Source organism: Phytobacter sp. (genome assembly GCF_059074235.1).
Window position 1 is genome coordinate 47814 of record NZ_JCACPZ010000006.1, and the last position, 17563, is coordinate 65376.

The 17563-nt window shown below is 51.9% G+C and carries 16 protein-coding genes and 1 other annotated feature; of the genes, 4 read left to right on the forward strand and 12 right to left on the reverse strand.

Annotated features, from left to right (window positions below; translation table 11 throughout):
* Positions 1–38: 38 nt before the first annotated feature.
* On the reverse strand, positions 39–1637 hold the full coding sequence (locus AC5JPW_RS14795) for a hypothetical protein (RefSeq protein ID WP_494241495.1): 1599 nt from the start codon (positions 1635–1637) through the stop codon (positions 39–41).
* A 356-nt stretch (positions 1638–1993) separates the two neighbouring features.
* Between AC5JPW_RS14795 and gnd the strand changes: the two genes are divergently transcribed.
* Both gnd and ugd read left to right on the forward strand, forming a co-directional pair.
* Complete coding sequence (gnd, locus tag AC5JPW_RS14800; protein ID WP_181499492.1) at positions 1994–3400, forward strand: NADP-dependent phosphogluconate dehydrogenase; 1407 nt, start codon at positions 1994–1996, stop codon at positions 3398–3400.
* Positions 3401–3663: 263 nt separating this feature from the next.
* Positions 3664–4830, forward strand: a complete 1167-nt coding sequence (gene ugd, locus AC5JPW_RS14805) for a UDP-glucose 6-dehydrogenase (protein WP_494241497.1) — start codon at positions 3664–3666, stop codon at positions 4828–4830.
* Positions 4831–4874: 44 nt separating this feature from the next.
* On the opposite strand, the gene AC5JPW_RS14810 is transcribed toward ugd, so the two are convergent.
* From AC5JPW_RS14810 to hisL, 10 genes are all read right to left on the reverse strand, one after another.
* Positions 4875–5879 (reverse strand): NAD-dependent epimerase, encoded by a 1005-nt coding sequence (locus AC5JPW_RS14810; protein WP_494241499.1) that lies wholly within the window; start codon positions 5877–5879, stop codon positions 4875–4877.
* A 145-nt stretch (positions 5880–6024) separates the two neighbouring features.
* Positions 6025–6636 (reverse strand): bifunctional phosphoribosyl-AMP cyclohydrolase/phosphoribosyl-ATP diphosphatase HisIE, encoded by a 612-nt coding sequence (gene hisIE / locus AC5JPW_RS14815; RefSeq protein WP_494241500.1) that lies wholly within the window; start codon positions 6634–6636, stop codon positions 6025–6027.
* Complete coding sequence (gene hisF / locus AC5JPW_RS14820) at positions 6630–7406, reverse strand: imidazole glycerol phosphate synthase subunit HisF (protein ID WP_494241502.1); 777 nt, start codon at positions 7404–7406, stop codon at positions 6630–6632. Before hisF ends, hisIE begins: the two co-directional genes overlap by 7 nt.
* Positions 7388–8125, reverse strand: coding sequence for a 1-(5-phosphoribosyl)-5-[(5-phosphoribosylamino)methylideneamino]imidazole-4-carboxamide isomerase (gene hisA, locus AC5JPW_RS14825; protein WP_494241504.1), 738 nt, complete (start codon positions 8123–8125; stop codon positions 7388–7390). Before hisA ends, hisF begins: the two co-directional genes overlap by 19 nt.
* The gene (gene hisH, locus AC5JPW_RS14830; protein WP_494241505.1) at positions 8125–8715 is read right to left on the reverse strand and encodes an imidazole glycerol phosphate synthase subunit HisH; all 591 of its coding nucleotides are present in this window, start codon (positions 8713–8715) and stop codon (positions 8125–8127) included. Before hisH ends, hisA begins: the two co-directional genes overlap by 1 nt.
* Positions 8715–9782 carry a bifunctional histidinol-phosphatase/imidazoleglycerol-phosphate dehydratase HisB gene (gene hisB / locus AC5JPW_RS14835; protein ID WP_494241507.1) on the reverse strand — a complete coding sequence of 356 codons (1068 nt, stop codon included), beginning with the start codon at positions 9780–9782 and terminating at the stop codon, positions 8715–8717. Before hisB ends, hisH begins: the two co-directional genes overlap by 1 nt.
* Positions 9779–10840, reverse strand: coding sequence for a histidinol-phosphate transaminase (gene hisC / locus AC5JPW_RS14840; RefSeq protein WP_494241508.1), 1062 nt, complete (start codon positions 10838–10840; stop codon positions 9779–9781). The genes hisB and hisC overlap by 4 nt, the downstream gene beginning before the upstream one ends.
* Positions 10837–12141 carry a histidinol dehydrogenase gene (hisD, locus tag AC5JPW_RS14845; RefSeq protein ID WP_494241510.1) on the reverse strand — a complete coding sequence of 435 codons (1305 nt, stop codon included), beginning with the start codon at positions 12139–12141 and terminating at the stop codon, positions 10837–10839. The genes hisC and hisD overlap by 4 nt, the downstream gene beginning before the upstream one ends.
* Before the next feature lie 90 nt (positions 12142–12231).
* Complete coding sequence (hisG, locus tag AC5JPW_RS14850) at positions 12232–13131, reverse strand: ATP phosphoribosyltransferase (protein ID WP_494241512.1); 900 nt, start codon at positions 13129–13131, stop codon at positions 12232–12234.
* A 34-nt stretch (positions 13132–13165) separates the two neighbouring features.
* Positions 13166–13289 (reverse strand) — a sequence feature (His leader region).
* On the reverse strand, positions 13265–13315 hold the full coding sequence (hisL, locus tag AC5JPW_RS14855) for a his operon leader peptide (protein WP_437431529.1): 51 nt from the start codon (positions 13313–13315) through the stop codon (positions 13265–13267). (Overlaps the previous feature by 25 nt.)
* A 176-nt stretch (positions 13316–13491) precedes the next feature.
* On the opposite strand from hisL, the gene AC5JPW_RS14860 reads away from it, so the two are divergent.
* Positions 13492–14316 carry an SDR family oxidoreductase gene (locus tag AC5JPW_RS14860; protein ID WP_494241514.1) on the forward strand — a complete coding sequence of 275 codons (825 nt, stop codon included), beginning with the start codon at positions 13492–13494 and terminating at the stop codon, positions 14314–14316.
* A 398-nt stretch (positions 14317–14714) separates the two neighbouring features.
* The gene (locus AC5JPW_RS14865; protein WP_494241516.1) at positions 14715–16076 is read left to right on the forward strand and encodes an APC family permease; all 1362 of its coding nucleotides are present in this window, start codon (positions 14715–14717) and stop codon (positions 16074–16076) included.
* A gap of 54 nt (positions 16077–16130) precedes the next feature.
* On the opposite strand, the gene sbcB is transcribed toward AC5JPW_RS14865, so the two are convergent.
* A complete protein-coding gene (sbcB, locus tag AC5JPW_RS14870; protein ID WP_494241517.1) occupies positions 16131–17555 on the reverse strand; it encodes an exodeoxyribonuclease I in 1425 nt (474 codons plus the stop codon).
* Positions 17556–17563: the final 8 nt, after the last annotated feature.

Consider the following 17563-nt stretch of genomic DNA (forward strand, 5'->3'; position numbering starts at 1 on the left):
ATAAATATCCTCCGGCAACGCCTGAGGATATTTGTTTATTATCTGCTAAAGGAGACAATCAAGATGCCATCTTTTTTATTCATATCCTGAATTGTTCTTTCTTTGACAATACTGAATTGCATTGCCTTTGCAAAAGTCTCGGCATGTTGCATCAGTGATGCTTTATCATCACCATTGATGCCATACCCTAAGACCAGAGTATAATTATTTCTTTTTAGTAGCTCATTATTACTATTCAGCTTTTCAATCATACCCGGGATGTCTTGAGCCTCGAGAACATCATATTTAGGCCCTAGCAGCGTCACCGCCCCCATCCACAATCCCCACTGTGGAAATAGTAATACAGACCCTTCTGGCTCGTCTTTCAACTCCTCTGCCATTGTATTAATAGTGGTGCTGTAGAAAGGCTGTGCACTTTCGGTGCTCAGCCGCCCCATTAGTTGCCATGACCGCACACAGTCAATAATTACGTTCCCAGCCATAATAAGAGCCATAAGGGCTATTGCTGAACGTTTTATTCTATCCTCGGTCATGACTTTCTTGGCAGTAAAGGAAAGTGTGGTCGCAAGACAGGCGGCACTTATTGGGATCAATGGCATGATGTGTTGTAATCCTAGCGATGTGCCAATAACTATTGCAAATAGCATGTGCATAATAATGATGCCTGCAAGTATAGCAGGCAATACGGCATGAGCACCCTTATCATTATCATTTACCCTGGTACACTTCGTGTTTGCGGTTTTGACAACGGTAGCGATGGCAAAGACAGTAAGTACCGGTACGACAAGAAAGACTGAATGTAGCATACGAAGTGTGTCGCTTACGGTATGCTGTTTAAGGATTAATGTCTCAAGACCAGCGGCACCAAACAATGCACCTAGTTTATTTCCCAAATAATCTAGCCGCGACATCTGAAATTGAGGATTTACACTGCCAATCTGATAAATATTCTGTAGGTCTTTGAGTTGAGTTATATAACCATCGAAGCCAATATTTAAGATAATTGATAAGTGTGCATATATATAAGGTGACCAGCCCACTATCGCAAAAATGCTCAGCAGGGTGAAGGTTTTTGCTTTAGAATAATGTATGTTAGGTGAAAATAGTGTGTAGATGACAATTATAGCTGCGGCATAAAAGGCATAGATAAAATAGCAATATGCTGCGAAGCCAAGCAACACACCCGCAATTGCTAGTTTTTTCTTGCAATTGTTTTTTTCACTAAAATAATTCTGCCCTAATAACCCTAATGCGAAGAACAATGAGATGCCTGGTGTTAATTGCAAGTAGAATTGCGTGCGCCAGGAGAAAAAAAAGTTCGGTTCAACGGCGAGGCCAAGCGCACATAACACAATTATCCACACTGGACACTTCCATTTTCTTAGGCACCATACCCAACTGACCAATAATGCTGTACCTATAATCGCATGGAATACGCGTAATTGTTCGAGACCGAATCCAGTTATCCAAAAAAACACCGTAGCTAAATAAGCTGTGGGATTGCCACCATATAATGAATTTAGCAAGGGATACTGATACATACCCGCCAGATAATTATCAGGATAACACCACGCCGGTATTACTTTGCTTCCTTTTAATAGCCAGGCTGATAAATAATCAGGATTTACAGAATCCATGTATATACCAGGGGTGTATGTGTGCTGCAATGACAGTATGAGAAATATTAGCGCAGGTATTGTCAGTATACTTATTAAAAGTTTTTTTTCCGTGCACACAGCTGGAGTACCTCATTCTTCTTTTCGACTAAAAGTTGTATCTGTATGATGTTATGACCTGACGTGAAGGCTTTCTCGCAGTCATGTTTTTGAGTTTTTTTTGACCATGTGATTGTCTCAATTCACTGAACGATGAATAAATTATGTCACAGTTTTTCGTAAGATGTCGTCGAAACAATAAGTTTGGATGATATAAACTATGATCTTAGCCCTGCAGGTACGTACTGTGGGGAATCCACACCTGACAGGAGTATGTAATGTCTAAGCAACAAATCGGCGTTGTTGGTATGGCTGTGATGGGGCGCAACCTGGCGCTTAACATCGAAAGCCGTGGCTATACCGTTTCCGTGTTCAACCGTTCCCGCGATAAGACTGAAGAGGTCATTGCCGAAAACCCTGGCAAGAAGCTGGTTCCTTTCTATACCGTGCAGGAATTTGTTGAATCCTTAGAAACGCCACGTCGCATCCTGTTGATGGTGAAAGCAGGCGCGGGCACAGACGCTGCCATCGACTCCCTGAAACCATACCTCGACAAAGGTGACATCATCATTGATGGTGGTAATACTTTCTACCATGATACTATCCGTCGTAACCGTGAACTGTCTGCTGAAGGCTTTAACTTCATCGGTACCGGTGTTTCCGGTGGTGAAGAGGGTGCGCTTAAAGGCCCATCTATCATGCCTGGTGGTCAGAAAGAAGCTTACGAGCTGGTTGCGCCGATCCTGACTAAAATTGCTGCGATTGCTGAAGATGGCGAACCGTGCGTGACCTATATCGGTGCAGACGGTGCGGGGCATTACGTGAAGATGGTTCACAACGGCATCGAATATGGCGACATGCAGCTCATTGCTGAAGCCTACTCTCTGCTGAAAGGTGGTCTGAACCTGTCCAATGAAGAGCTGGCAGAAACCTTCAGTGAGTGGAACAAAGGCGAGCTGAGCAGCTACCTGATCGACATCACCAAAGATATCTTCACTAAGAAAGATGAAGAAGGTAAATACCTGGTGGATGTGATTCTGGATGAAGCCGCTAACAAAGGTACCGGTAAATGGACCAGCCAGAGCTCTCTGGATCTTGGTGAACCGCTGTCTCTGATCACTGAATCCGTGTTTGCACGTTACATCTCCTCTCTGAAAGAGCAGCGTGTTGCGGCATCTAAAGTACTGAGCGGCCCGCAGGCTAAACCGGCCGGAGATAAAGCTGAGTTTGTTGAGAAAGTGCGTCGCGCACTGTACCTCGGTAAAATCGTCTCCTACGCGCAGGGCTTCTCTCAACTGCGTGCAGCCTCTGACGAAAACAACTGGGATCTGAACTACGGCGAAATCGCGAAGATTTTCCGCGCGGGCTGCATTATTCGTGCTCAGTTCCTGCAGAAAATCACCGATGCGTATGCGCAGACCCCGGCTATCGCTAACCTGCTGTTGGCTCCTTACTTCAAGCAAATCGCTGATGATTACCAGCAAGCGCTGCGTGACGTTGTGGCTTACGCAGTACAAAACGGTATTCCGGTTCCGACCTTTGGTGCGGCAGTGGCTTACTACGACAGCTACCGTGCGGCAGTTCTGCCTGCGAACCTGATTCAGGCGCAGCGTGACTACTTCGGTGCGCATACTTATAAACGCACTGACAAAGACGGCGTATTCCATACGGAATGGCTGGATTAATCTGATATTGCCCGCACTATCAAACGAGGCCCGGTTATTGTAACCGGGCCTTTTTTTCGCCAAATGCGGGCAAGAACAGCGCATTTCCCCACTATCAGTCTTAAGCGTGAAACAATTTGCCAATTAAAGCGTCTGAAATCAGTGAGTGGTTGCCTTGACAGTGCCTCAACAGAAGAGGTAAAAACCCCAACAGTTATTGATTTTAAGCGATGGCAGACACTACCATCATCGTCTCTATAACACTGACATAAGTTGCTTATCGAATGAAAATAACCATCTCCGGAACAGGTTACGTTGGCTTATCAAACGGTATTTTGATTGCGCAGAACCACGAGGTTGTCGCACTGGATATCGTGCAGGCCAAGGTCGACATGCTTAATCAGAAGATTTCCCCGATTGTAGACAAGGAAATCCAGGAGTATTTGCAGAATAAGCCGCTCAACTTCCGTGCAACGACGGACAAACATGACGCTTACCGCAATGCGGATTACGTCATCATTGCGACGCCAACGGACTACGATCCGAAAAACAACTACTTCAACACCTCCAGTGTTGAATCCGTTATCCGCGACGTTCACGAGATCAACCCAAATGCGGTCATGATCATCAAGTCCACGATTCCGGTGGGGTTCACGCAGTCGATCAAAGAAGAGTTAGGCATCGACAACATCATCTTCTCACCGGAATTCCTGCGTGAAGGCCGTGCGTTGTACGACAACTTGCATCCGTCCCGTATCGTGATTGGTGAGCGCTCCGAACGCGCTGAGCGTTTTGCCGGTCTGCTGCAGGAAGGGGCGATTAAAAAAGAGATTGATGTCCTGTTTACCGGCTCTACCGAAGCCGAAGCGATCAAACTCTTCGCTAACACCTATCTCGCACTGCGTGTGGCGTACTTCAATGAGCTGGACAGCTATGCTGAGAGTCTGGGATTGAACTCGCGCGAGATCATCGAAGGCGTATGCCTGGACCCGCGCATCGGTAACCACTATAACAACCCGTCATTTGGTTACGGTGGCTACTGCCTGCCGAAAGATACTAAACAGCTGCTGGCTAACTATGAGTCTGTGCCGAACAATATCATTGGCGCGATTGTTGATGCCAACCGCACACGCAAAGATTTCATCGCGGACTCTATCCTGGCGCGTAAGCCGAAAGTGGTGGGCGTCTATCGTCTGATCATGAAGAGCGGTTCGGACAACTTCCGTGCCTCTTCCATTCAGGGGATCATGAAGCGTATCAAGGCCAAAGGCGTGCAGGTTATCGTGTATGAGCCAGTAATGAAGGAAGATGATTTCTTCCATTCTCGTGTCGTGCGTGACCTGGAAGCATTTAAGCAGGAAGCCGATGTGATTATTTCCAACCGCATGGCGCCAGAGCTGTCAGACGTGGCGGAAAAAGTCTACACGCGAGACCTCTTCGGTAACGACTAAGCTGCTTAACATGCAAATGAAAACGGCCCCTCTGGGCCGTTTTTTTATACGTGGTAGAAGGCGCGATACCAGTCGACAAAGTTCTTCACGCCCACTTTCACGGACGTTTGCGGCTTAAAGCCGATCACACTGTACAGCGCTTTCGTGTCCGCACTGGTTTCCAGCACATCGCCTGGCTGAATCGGCATCATGTTTTTCTGTGCTTCAATACCGACGGCTTCTTCCAGCGCGGTGATGTAATCCATTAACTCTACTGGCGAGCTATTACCGACGTTATAGACGCGATACGGTGCGGAACTGGTGGCAGGGGTGCCATCTTCCACTGTCCAGTTGGCATCAGCCTGCGGAATCACATCCTGCAGTCGAATAATGGCTTCGGCAATGTCATCAATGTAGGTGAAATCACGCTTCATCTTGCCGTAGTTGTACACGTCAATGCTTTTGCCTTCGAGCATGGCTTTGGTGAATTTGAACAGCGCCATATCCGGGCGACCCCACGGACCGTAGACGGTGAAGAAGCGCAGACCGGTGGTCGGCAAACCGTACAGGTGAGAATAAGTGTGGGACATCAGTTCGTTAGCTTTTTTGGTCGCGGCGTAGAGCGACACCGGGTGGTCAACCGAATCGTCTGTCGAGAACGGCATCTTACGGTTGAGGCCATAGACGGAGCTGGAGGATGCGTAAAGCAAGTGACCCACGCGGTTGTGGCGACAACCTTCCAGCACGTTCAAATGACCGATAAGGTTAGCGTCGGCATAAGCAAGTGGGTTTTCCAGAGAGTAGCGCACGCCGGCCTGGGCGGCGAGGTGGATAACGCGGTCAAACTTCTCGTCGGCAAACAGCTTTGCCATGCCTTCACGATCGGCCAGGTCGAGCTTTTTAAAGCTGAAATTTTCCGACGTCAACAGATCCAGACGCGCTTGCTTCAGGCTGACATCATAGTAATCATTAAGATTATCTATCCCTGTGACCTGATGGCCCGCCTGCAGGAGACGCTCGCTGACATGAAAACCAATAAAGCCAGCTGCGCCGGTGACCAGAAATTTCATCTTCAACCTCAATATTTGGTAGTACTTAACATGCAGCGCTTCAGAGCACGCGCTGAACCAGTCGGGCGATCATACCTGCTGCGGCGAAGAAAGATAACTGTTAATTCGGGAAGGAAAGAGGGGAGCGGATGCTCCCCAGGAGAACTTATTTGTGGCGGTTACGCAGATTTTCGATAACGGCAGTCAGGTCGAGATCCTGATCCTGCAGCAGTACCAGCAGATGGTAAATCAGATCTGAGGCTTCATTGGTCAGTTCAAAGCGGTCATTCACCGTGGCAGCCAGTGCGGTTTCCACACCTTCTTCACCGACTTTCTGCGCAATGCGCTTGGTCCCGCTGGCGTACAGCTTAGCGGTATACGAACTTTCCGGGTCGGCGGTTTTGCGCTCGGCCAGTAGCTGCTCAAGCTGATACAGGAAGAGCCACTGATGACTGGTATCGCCAAAGCAGCTTGAGGTGCCCGTGTGGCAGGTTGGCCCAATCGGGTTTGCCAGTACCAGTAGCGTGTCGTTATCACAATCAGGGGCGATACTGACCACATTCAGAAAATGGCCAGAGCTTTCACCCTTGGTCCACAGACGGCCTTTGGTACGCGAAAAGAAGGTCACCTTGCCGGTTTCCTGTGTTTTCGCCAGCGCGGCTTTATCCATATAGCCCAGCATCAACACTTCGCCAGACACTGCGTGCTGCACCACGGCAGGCAGCAGCCCGTCGGTCTTTTCCCAGTCCAGTTGGCTGAGTTGAAGCTCAGTTAACATACCCTTATCTCCACGCCCTGACTTGCCAGGTACACTTTTAATTCACCAATATTGATAATCTGCTTATGGAACACGGAGGCCGCCAGAGCGCCATCCACGTCCGCATCGCGGAAGGCTTCGAGGAAGTGCTCCATGGTGCCCGCACCGCCGGAGGCAATCAACGGCACATGGCAGACGTCGCGCACTTTTTTGAGCTGTGCCAGGTCGTAGCCGTTACGAACACCGTCCTGGTTCATCATGTTGAGCACGATCTCGCCTGCGCCGCGCTTCTGCACTTCCTGCACCCAGTCCAGCGTTTCCCACTGGGTCGCACGGGTACGGCTTTCGTCACCGGTGTACTGGTTAACATGGTACTTGCCAGTAGCGTCGTCAAACCAGGTATCGATACCCACCACAATGCACTGCACGCCGAAACGATCCGCCAGGCGGGTAATCAACTCAGGATCGGCCAGCGCCGGGGAGTTAATCGAGATTTTGTCCGCGCCAAAGGTAAGAATTTTGGACGCATCTTCCGCCGATTTAATACCGCCCGCGACGCAGAAGGGAATATCGATCACTTCGGCTACGCGTGAAACCCAGCTTTTATCAACCACACGGCCATCGCTGGACGCGGTGATATCATAGAATACCAGTTCGTCTGCGCCTTCTTCGGCGTAGCGTTTTGCCAGCGGGACGATGTCACCGATAATTTCGTGATTACGGAACTGCACGCCTTTCACAACCTGACCATCACGTACGTCAAGACAAGGAATTATCCGTTTTGCCAGCATTGGATGGCCTCCGTTACAGTGAATTTACCTTCCAGCAGTGCACGGCCGACAATCACACCTTGCACGCCTGTACCGCGCAGGGCGGCAACATCATTGATATCGCCAATGCCACCTGAAGACTGGAAGGCCACCTGCGGATAGCGCGCACAGACTTCTTCGTACAGCGACACGTTGGAGCCTGCCAGCGTCCCGTCGCGGGAGATGTCAGTGCAAAGTACATGCTTCAGACCCACCGGCAGGTAGGTTTCGACCAGTGCTTCCAGTGAGACACCAGAATCTTCCTGCCAGCCGCTGACCGCCACCTGCTTATTGCCATTGGCATCAATGCGCACGTCAAGCGCCAGCACCAGCGCTTCGGCGCCAAAACGTTCAAACCAGCCTTTTACAATTTCCGGTGATTTCACGGCCGTAGAGCCAACCACCACACGCGCCACGCCTGCGTCGAGCAGGGCTGCCACGTCTTCTTCGGTACGCACGCCACCACCGACCTGAACCGGTACGTTGACGCCTGCGACCAGGGTTTTCAGCAGCGGGATCTGGCGGCGAGCCGGATCTTTGGCACCGGTTAAATCAACCAGGTGCAGGACCTGCGCGCCCTGGGCGGCATAATCCTGCAAACGTGGCAGCGGATCGGTACCGTAATCACGTTGCTGACCGTAGTCACCCTGGTGCAGACGGACGACCGTGCCGTCAATTAAATCTAATGCTGGAATAATCATTACATCTCCAGGAAGTTTTTCAGCAATTGTGCACCTGCGCGACCCGAACGCTCTGGGTGGAATTGCACGCCGTAGAAATTGTCTTTCTGAACGGCAGCGGTAAAGGGCGCGCCGTACTGGCACTGTGCGATGGTGTATTGATTCACTGGCATCGCGTAGCTGTGCACAAAATAGAAATATTCACCGTCGTCGATGCCCTGAAACAGGCGATTACCTGCTTTCGGGTAGACGCGGTTCCAGCCCATATGCGGCAGGGGCAGGCCGACGTCGACCATCTTAGGCACGTCTTCCTCGATGATGCCCAGCAGGTCGACACCGTTGTTCTCTTCACTGAAGCGTCCGAGCAACTGCATTCCAAGGCAGATACCCAGCACCGGTTGGGTACAGGCTTTTACCAGCTCAATAAGTTCACGTTCACGCAACTGATCCATCGCTGCCTGAGCCGTACCGACGCCGGGAAGAAACAGTTTGTCGGCACGCAGCACCACATCCGGGTCGCGGCTGACCAGCGGCTCGTAACCGTGACGTGAAACGGCGGATTTGACCGAGTTGAGGTTGGCGCAACCGGTATCCAGGATCACCACATTCATCACAGCACTCCTTTTGACGAGGGAAGGGTATCGCCCTCCACGCGAATCGCCTGGCGAAGCGTACGGCCAAAGGCTTTGAACAGACTTTCCACACGGTGGTGATCGTTTTTACCTTTGGTTTTCAGGTGCAAGGTAGCGCCCATGGTGTAGGAGAGGGAGCTAAAGAAGTGCTCAACCATCTCGGTGCTCAGATCGCCAACACGCTGATAGGTAAATTCGGCTTTGTACTCCAGGTGCGGACGACCGGAAATATCCAGTGCACAGCGTGCCAGGCATTCATCCATCGGCAGGACAAAACCGAAACGGTTGATGCCACGCTTGTCACCCAGCGCTTTCTTCAGTGCTTCACCCAGCGCCAGACCGGTATCTTCCACGGTGTGGTGATCGTCGATATAAAGATCGCCGTTGACGGTGATGGCCATACGAAAACCACCGTGGGTGGCAATCTGATCCAGCATGTGGTCAAAGAAACCGACGCCGGTTTTGATTTTGCTGCCGCCTTCCCGGTCCAACCACACCTGGACGTCAATCTGCGTCTCTTTAGTGTTACGCAGCACCTGCGCATAACGGTCGCGTTTGGTCAGTTGCTCGGTAATCATGGCCCAGTTCAGCGTGTCGCGGTTATATCGCAGGCCAGTGATGCCCATGTTTTCCGCCAACTCAATGTCGGTCAGTCGGTCACCGATCACATAGCTGTTCTCTTTATCGAGCGCCTGCTCAACCAGCCAGCGCTCGACCAGTTGCACCTTCGGCTTGCGGCAGTCGCAATTGTCGGCAGGCAGGTGCGGACAAATCAACACCTCTTCAAAAACTACGCCCTGGGAGGTGAAAATTTGCATCATCAGGTTGTGCGGACCGTCGAATTCAGCCTGCGGGAAACTCGCGGTCCCCAGACCGTCCTGATTGGTGATCATCACCAGCTTGAAACCGGCTTTTTGCAGTTTCAGCAGTGCGGTGATCGCTTCCGGCTCAAAGGCCAGTTTGTCGAAACGATCGACCTGATAGTCGCTCGGTGGCTCAGAAATCAGGGTTCCATCACGATCAATAAAAAGGTACTTCTGGCTCATACGGACTCCGCACGTAAAGCGTCAATGACGCGCTGGCTCTCTTCGCGGGTGCCGATGGTAATGCGCAGGCAGCCACTTAAGGTGGGTTGTTTGTTTTGGTCACGCAGGATGATGCCCTGATCCCACAGAGATTTAAAGACCGCACTGGAGGCGACGAAACGCACCAGAATGTAGTTGGTGTCCGAGTTGAAGACCGCTTCCACACACGGGATATCGCGCAGTGCACTGACCAGAAATTCACGTTCTTCCACAATCTGCGCGACGCGCTGACGCATAGCCGTGAGGCCAGCCGGGCTCAGAGCCTGGGCGGCGATGTCGGCAACCGGGGTGGAGAGCGGGTAGGGGGCAATCACTTTCATCAGCATCGCAATCACGTCGGCGTTTGCCAGCGTAAAGCCACAGCGCAGGCCGGCAAGGGCGAAAGCTTTAGACAGCGTGCGCAGGATGACGAGGTGAGGGTATTCGCTCAACCAGCCGGTCAGTGTCGCTTCGGGGCAAAACTCAATATAGGCTTCGTCGGCAACGACCAGCGCTTTACCTCGGGTCATCTCCAGCACATCGCGAATATCTTGCGGGTTGATAATCTGCCCGGTCGGGTTGTTCGGGCTGCAAATATAGACCAGTTTTACATTCTCAAGCTGGCTGGAAATACTCTCCAGATCGAGCTGCCAGTCATCCCCAGTCAGCGCAGTGCGGTATTCGACGCCAAAGGTTTCGGCGCTGACGCTGTACATTCCGTAAGTCGGCGGGCAGAACAGAATCGCATCTTTGCCGGGTTCGCAAAATGCGCGGATCAGCAGTTCAATACCTTCGTCTGCGCCACGGCAGACCAGTACCTGCTCCGGTGTCAGACCAGCGTATTGTGCATAGTTCTCAATTACCGCTTTGGGTTGGCCTTCCGGGTAGCGGTTTAGCGTCTGCTGAGACAAGTCGAAATTCACCGCCGTCGGGAATTCATTGGCGTTCAGCCAGACATCGCCCTTGCCGCCAAGACGACGGGCAGACATGTACGGGGTCAGGGCACGAACGTTGGCGCGAGCCAGTTCCTCAATACTCATGCTTGCTCCTTAAGGGCGTTAACACGCAGGGTGACGGCGTTTTTGTGAGCGGTCAGCAGTTCGGCTGCTGCCAGGGTTTCGATGGTAGAGGCGAGGGAGGCAAAGCCTTCGCGCGATAATTCCTGTACGGTCATGCGTTTCTGGAAATCAGCCAGTCCGAGGCTGGAGCAGGTCGAGGTATAACCGTATGTCGGCAGAACGTGGTTGGTACCGGAGGCGTAATCGCCAGCCGATTCCGGTGACCAGTCGCCCAAAAAGACCGAGCCTGCGCTGGTGATATCGTCCACCAGGTCGCGTGCGCGGCGGGTCTGAATGATCAGATGCTCCGGACCATACTGGTTGGAAATCTGCACACATTGCGCCAGGTCTTTAGCGACAATCAGGCGGCTGGCGGAGAGCGCTTTACGTGCAGTTTCTGCGCGAGGCAGGTCAGCCAGTTGGCGTTCTACGGCTTCGGCGACGGCGCTTGCCATGTTTGCATCCGGAGTCAGCAGAATCACCTGAGAATCCGGGCCGTGCTCGGCCTGAGAGAGCAGGTCAGACGCGACGAAATCCGGGGTGGCACCGCTGTCTGCAATCACCAGCACTTCAGACGGACCGGCTGGCATATCAATCGCCGCACCATCCAGACGCTGACTGACCTGGCGTTTGGCTTCGGTCACAAAAGCGTTGCCTGGGCCAAAGATTTTATCGACTTTCGGTACCGATTCCGTACCAAAGGCCAGGGCCGCAATCGCTTGCGCACCTCCGACTTTAAAGACTTCCTGCACACCGCAAAGTTGGGCGGCATACAAAATCTCATCGGCAATCGGCGGTGGGGAACAGAGCACTACTTTTTTGCATCCGGCGATGCGCGCAGGCGTTGCCAGCATCAGTACGGTTGAGAAAAGCGGGGCCGAGCCGCCAGGGATGTACAAGCCAACGGAGGCAATCGGGCGGGTCACTTGCTGACAACGTACGCCGGGCAGGGTTTCGACATCGACCGTCTGCAATTTCTGCGCAACGTGGAAGGTGTCAATATTCTTCACTGCCACGGCCATCGCCTGTTTGATGTCATCACCCAAACGGGCACTGGCATCGGCAATTTCCTGCGCGGTCACTTTCAGGGTAGTGACCTCGGTTTTATCAAATTTAGCGCTGTAATCGCGCAGGGCGTTGTCGCCATTGGCGCGAACGTTGTCCAGAATCTCAACCACGGTGCGGGTAATGCTTTCGGAGGCAGAAATTGCCGGACGCATCAAAAGCTCACGTTGCTGTTCCGGGCTACAGCTGTTCCAGTCGATGAGGGTATTAAAGCTCATAATCGTTTCCTTTATTACACGTGCCTGCTGGCTTACTCACGTTAAGAACCGTTAGCCCGGCGCAGTGTCCACCGGGCACAAAGGCACGTCTTATTCCATCATCTTCTCGATCGGCAGGACCAGAATGGAGCTCGCACCTAATGCTTTGAGTTTTTCCATGGTCTCCCAGAACAGGGTTTCACTGCTCACCATGTGCATGGCAACACGCTGTTGATCGCCCGCCAGCGGCAGAATAGTCGGACGCTCGGCACCCGGCAGCAGGGCAATCACTTCGTCCAGACGTTCGGTCGGCGCGTGCATCATGATGTATTTCGATTCACGGGCCTGAATCACACCCTGGATACGGGTCAGCAGTTTGTTAATCAATTGCTGTTTCGCATCGTCCATCTCACCATCGCGCTGAATCAGGCAAGCTTTCGAGCGATAAATGACTTCGACTTCACGCAGGCCGTTGGCTTCGAGGGTTGCTCCTGTAGAAACGAGGTCGCAGATGGCATCAGCCAGGCCAGCACGTGGAGCTACTTCAACAGAACCGTTCAGCAGGCAGGACTTGAAAGTGACCCCTTTCTGGTCAAGGTAGCGCTTGAGCAAGTGTGGGTACGAGGTGGCGATACGTTTACCGTTCAGAACCGCAGGGCCATCCCAGACTTCATCAACATTGGTGGCCAGAGACAGACGGCAGCCGCCGAAATCGAGACGGCGCAAGGTAAAGTAGCGAGGATCTTCGCCTTGCGCACGGCGGGTTAGCAGCTCTTCTTCAAGCACGTTTTCGCCGATGATGCCCAGGTCAACCACACCGTCCATGACCAGGCCTGGGATGTCGTCGTCACGCACGCGCAGAATATCAATCGGCATATTTTCGGCCAAAGCGATCAGGCGCTGCGTATGCAGGTTGATTTTGATGCCACAACGAGCGAGTAATTCGCGTGAATCCTCACTAAGGCGGCCTGATTTCTGAATAGCTATGCGTAAACGGCTGTTGTCTAACATTCTGTTGTCCTCGTTATCCTGCTGAATTTGGTTCAAAAAAAAGCCCCCGGAAGATGATCTTCCGGGGGCTTTTTTCTGCGTTCATGCACCACTGGAAGATTTGAACGTCTTCCAGCACTCATCGCCTGAAAGACTAGTCAGGATGATGGTGATGATGGTGAAGTTTAATTTGAACGCTTGTCATAAAAATCTCGTTGAATGCTTATTCACATTGATGTCATTTAACGTAAACCACTTTTACCTGCGAAGGCAAGGGCTTTTTTTAATCATTAAATCATTTCATATTCAGGGTATGAATTGTCAGTTTCGCTGCTCTGGCGTAGCCTTAAAATGCATTTAGTGAAAAGTCGGGAGAGACAAATGAAAAAGGTCGCGATTGTCGGTTTAGGATGGCTTGGCATGCCGCTGGCGCTGTCACTCACAGCGCGAGGCTGGCAAGTTGTCGGTAGCAAAACCACCCAGGACGGAGTGGAGGCGGCCCGAATGAGTGGTATCGAGAGCTATCTACTGAAGCTCGAACCAGACCTGGTCTGTGATGCTGACGATCTGGAAGCCCTGATGCAGGTGGATACGCTGGTCATCACGCTGCCTGCACGTCGCAGCGGGCCGGGTGAGGCGTTTTATCTGCAGGCAATGCAGGAAATTGTCGACAGCGCGCTGGCCTATCGCATTCCTCGCATCATTTTTACCAGTTCCACATCGGTGTATGGCGATATCGAGGGCACGGTCAGAGAGACGTCACCACGTAATCCGGTCACCGGCAGCGGGAGAGTGTTGAAAGAACTCGAAGACTGGCTGCACAACCTGCCTGGCACATCAGTGGATATTCTACGTCTGGCAGGTCTGGTTGGACCGGGAAGGCATCCGGGACGCTTCTTTGCTGGAAAAACAGCTCCGGACGGGCAGCACGGCGTTAACCTGGTGCACCTGGACGACGTTATCTCTGCCATTACGCTGCTGCTACAGTCGCCCAAAGGCGGTCATATTTACAATCTTTGTGCACCGCAACATCCTGCTCGCTCGGTATTTTACCCATTGATGGCACGGCAGCTCGGCCTTGCTGCACCACAGTTTCTGGCGGCTACAGACAGCGGCAAAGGCAAAATTGTTGATGGCATTCGTATCTGCAATGAACTGGGCTTTGAGTACGAGCATGCGGACCCTATGACCATGCCAATGGAATAAGGAATTCGGGATTCCGACAACGACAAACATCGATGCCCTGGGCTGGTGCATTTGATCTTTAGCAAAAAATGCTGTTTTTTTGTTCGCCACAGGCGCAGTCATTGCCCTAAGTGTTAAAAATCAACCAATTGACAGAAAATATTGAGTGAGCCGGTTCTCACAGGCTTGTCATCGCGCCTCAGTTTGGTGCAAAATACGCCCCGCAAAAAAGGAATAGCCGACGTGAACACGTCGGTTATTTTTTTGCATTCTTGAAACATCATTCAATACCAAGAGGCCGGGCTTCGTACCGGATAGATATTTACTTAAAAACCGACAGTTGTTGTCGCTGAGGAAACAGAAAAAAATGGGGCAATTTTTTGTATTTGCAATGGTGTCCACCGTTCAGGAGGAATCCCATGTCGCATAACGTTACTCCAAAAACCTCTCGCGTGGAATTGCGTAAAACGCTTACGCTGATTCCGGTTGTCATGATGGGTCTTGCCTATATGCAGCCGATGACGCTGTTCGATACATTCGGCATTGTCTCTGGTTTGACTGATGGTCACGTCGCAACAGCCTATGCTTTTGCGCTGATTGCCATTCTCTTTACTGCGTTGAGCTACGGTAAACTGGTGCGCCGTTTCCCGTCTGCTGGCTCAGCGTATACCTACGCTCAGAAATCCATTAGCCCTACCGTTGGCTTTATGGTGGGCTGGTCATCACTGCTGGACTATCTGTTCATGCCGATGATCAACATTCTTCTGGCGAAAATTTACTTTGAAGCGCTGTTCCCGGGTATTCCTTCCTGGATCTTTGTGGTTGCCCTGGTCGCCTTTATGACCCTCTTCAACCTGCGCAGCATCAAGTCCGTTGCAAACTTCAACACCCTGATTGTGATTTTGCAAATGGGTATCGTTGCCGTCATCGTTGGCCTGATTGTCTACGGTGTTGCCCACGGTGAAGGTGCGGGTACGCTGACCAGCTCGCGTCCGTTCTGGTCTGAAGATGCGCATGTGGTACCGATGATTACCGGTGCAACCATTCTGTGCTTCTCGTTCCTTGGCTTTGATGGCATCTCCTCTCTGTCTGAAGAGACCAAAGATGCCGAGCGCGTGATCCCAAAAGCTATTTTCCTGACGGCGCTGATTGGCGGTCTGGTATTTATCGTTGCCTCTTACTTCCTGCAACTGTACTTCCCGGACATCTCTCGCTTTAAAGATCCGGATGCATCGCAACCAGAAATCATGCTTTACGTTGCGGGTCGTGCCTTCCAGTACGGCGTGCTGATTTTCTCCACCATCACTGTTCTGGCATCCGGTATGGCTGCCCATGCAGGCGTTTCCCGCCTGATGTACGTGATGGGCCGTGATGGTGTGTTCCCGACCCGTTTCTTCGGTTACGTGCACCCGAAATGGCGTACGCCGGCATGGAACGTGTTACTGGTGGGTGCAATTGCACTGTTGGCCATTAAATTCGACCTTGTCACTGCGACTGCGCTGATTAACTTTGGTGCGCTGGTTGCCTTCACCTTCGTCAACCTGTCCGTCATTTCTCAGTTCTGGATCCGTGAGAAGCGTAACAAGACACTGAAAGAACACTTCCAGTATCTGGTGCTGCCGATGTGTGGTGCGCTGACGGTGGGTGCGTTGTGGATTAACCTGGAGCAGAGTTCAATGATTCTGGGGCTTATCTGGGGTGCAATTGGCCTGATCTATCTGGCTTGTGTAACTAAGAGCTTCCGCAATCCGGTTCCGCAGTACGAAGACATTGCACAATAAATTATCACTGCGCAAATGAAGAACCGGAGGCCATGGCCTCCGGTTTTTTATGTCCTAAACACTCTCCTGCGCGTACTGCCACAGGGCATTTAGCAGTGCCACTTTCTCTTTATCGTCCGCATGTTGTGCAAACAGCATCTGTAATTCGTCGGCGTAGGCCTGCAAGAATTCTGGTGTAAATACCTCGCGACGATGTTCCATCCAGCGCTGTTGTTCCGCTTCATCCAGGGTTCCCGGGAAGTTACGTGCGCGGTAGTTGAACAGTAATTTCTCGATGCGTTTATCTGCAAAAGTGATGTCAAGTGCAGGCAGATTACGTGGGTCGGTTTCAAGGACAATACGCATTGCCGCACGGTCGGCATCGCTGAAGAAGCCATTATAGAGCTGGGCATCAACGTTCTCTGAGGGTACAAAGGGCTCGGCTTCAGCAAATATCGCGACTACTTTTTCGCGCACCTGTGGGTTTTCGCGCAGGATCTTCAGGTTATCCAGACAGCGTGTACGGTCGACACCCAGACGTTCAGCGTCTTCAGGGCGCAGCGTCTTAGCCTGAGCCAGTATCGGGCATTTATTCAGGTGCACCAGCTTCACCGGAACCGGGGACTTTCCTGCGAGCGCCGCTTTTGGGGTATACAGTCGCTCACGAAGTTCATCGGCATTGAGTTCCAGCAGAGGTGTCATATCACCCGCCAGGTCGACCATAATCACCGCGTTACGGTTTTCCGGGTGCCAGGCGAGCGGAGCAACCCAACTGGTGTTACTCCGTTCGGCGCCGAACATACCGGAAATGTGCACCAGTGGTGCCATTTGGGGCACATCGATCAGTGTGGCTAGCTTCTGTTTTCCACGGTGGCTGAGCAGGTAGTCAAACAGGCGAGGCTGGTGGGTTTTCACCAGTTTAGCCATTGCGATGGTGGCATAGACGTCAGCCATCGCATCATGCGCATTGCTGTGGTCAATACCATTGGCTTTGGTCAGATGTTCAAGACGGAAACTTGGCAGGCCATCGTCATTTTCTGGCCAGTTAATCCCTTGTGGGCGTAATGCATAGCAAGCGCGCATCACATCAAGTAAATCCCAGCGGGAATTGTTATTCTGCCAGCTCCAGGCATAAGGATCGTAGAAATTACGATAGAAGATATTGCGCGTCACTTCATCATCAAAGCGAACGTTGTTGTAACCCAGCACACAGGTATTTGGCACGGTGAACAGATCGTGAATGCGCTTTGCAAACTCAGCTTCGTTAACGCCGTTAGCTTTTGCCATCTGCGGTGTGATGCCTGTAATCAGCACGGCACCGGGCTGGGGCAGATAGTCATCTGTTGGCTTACAGAAAAACACTTCCGGCTCACCAATGATGTTGAAATCGGCGTCGGTGCGTATGGCGGCGAACTGCGCGGGCCTGTCCAGCGCCGGGTGGGTGCCAAAAGTTTCATAGTCGTGGAAGAGAAATGTCGGCGCTGCCGTAGAATCTGACACTGAGCTTA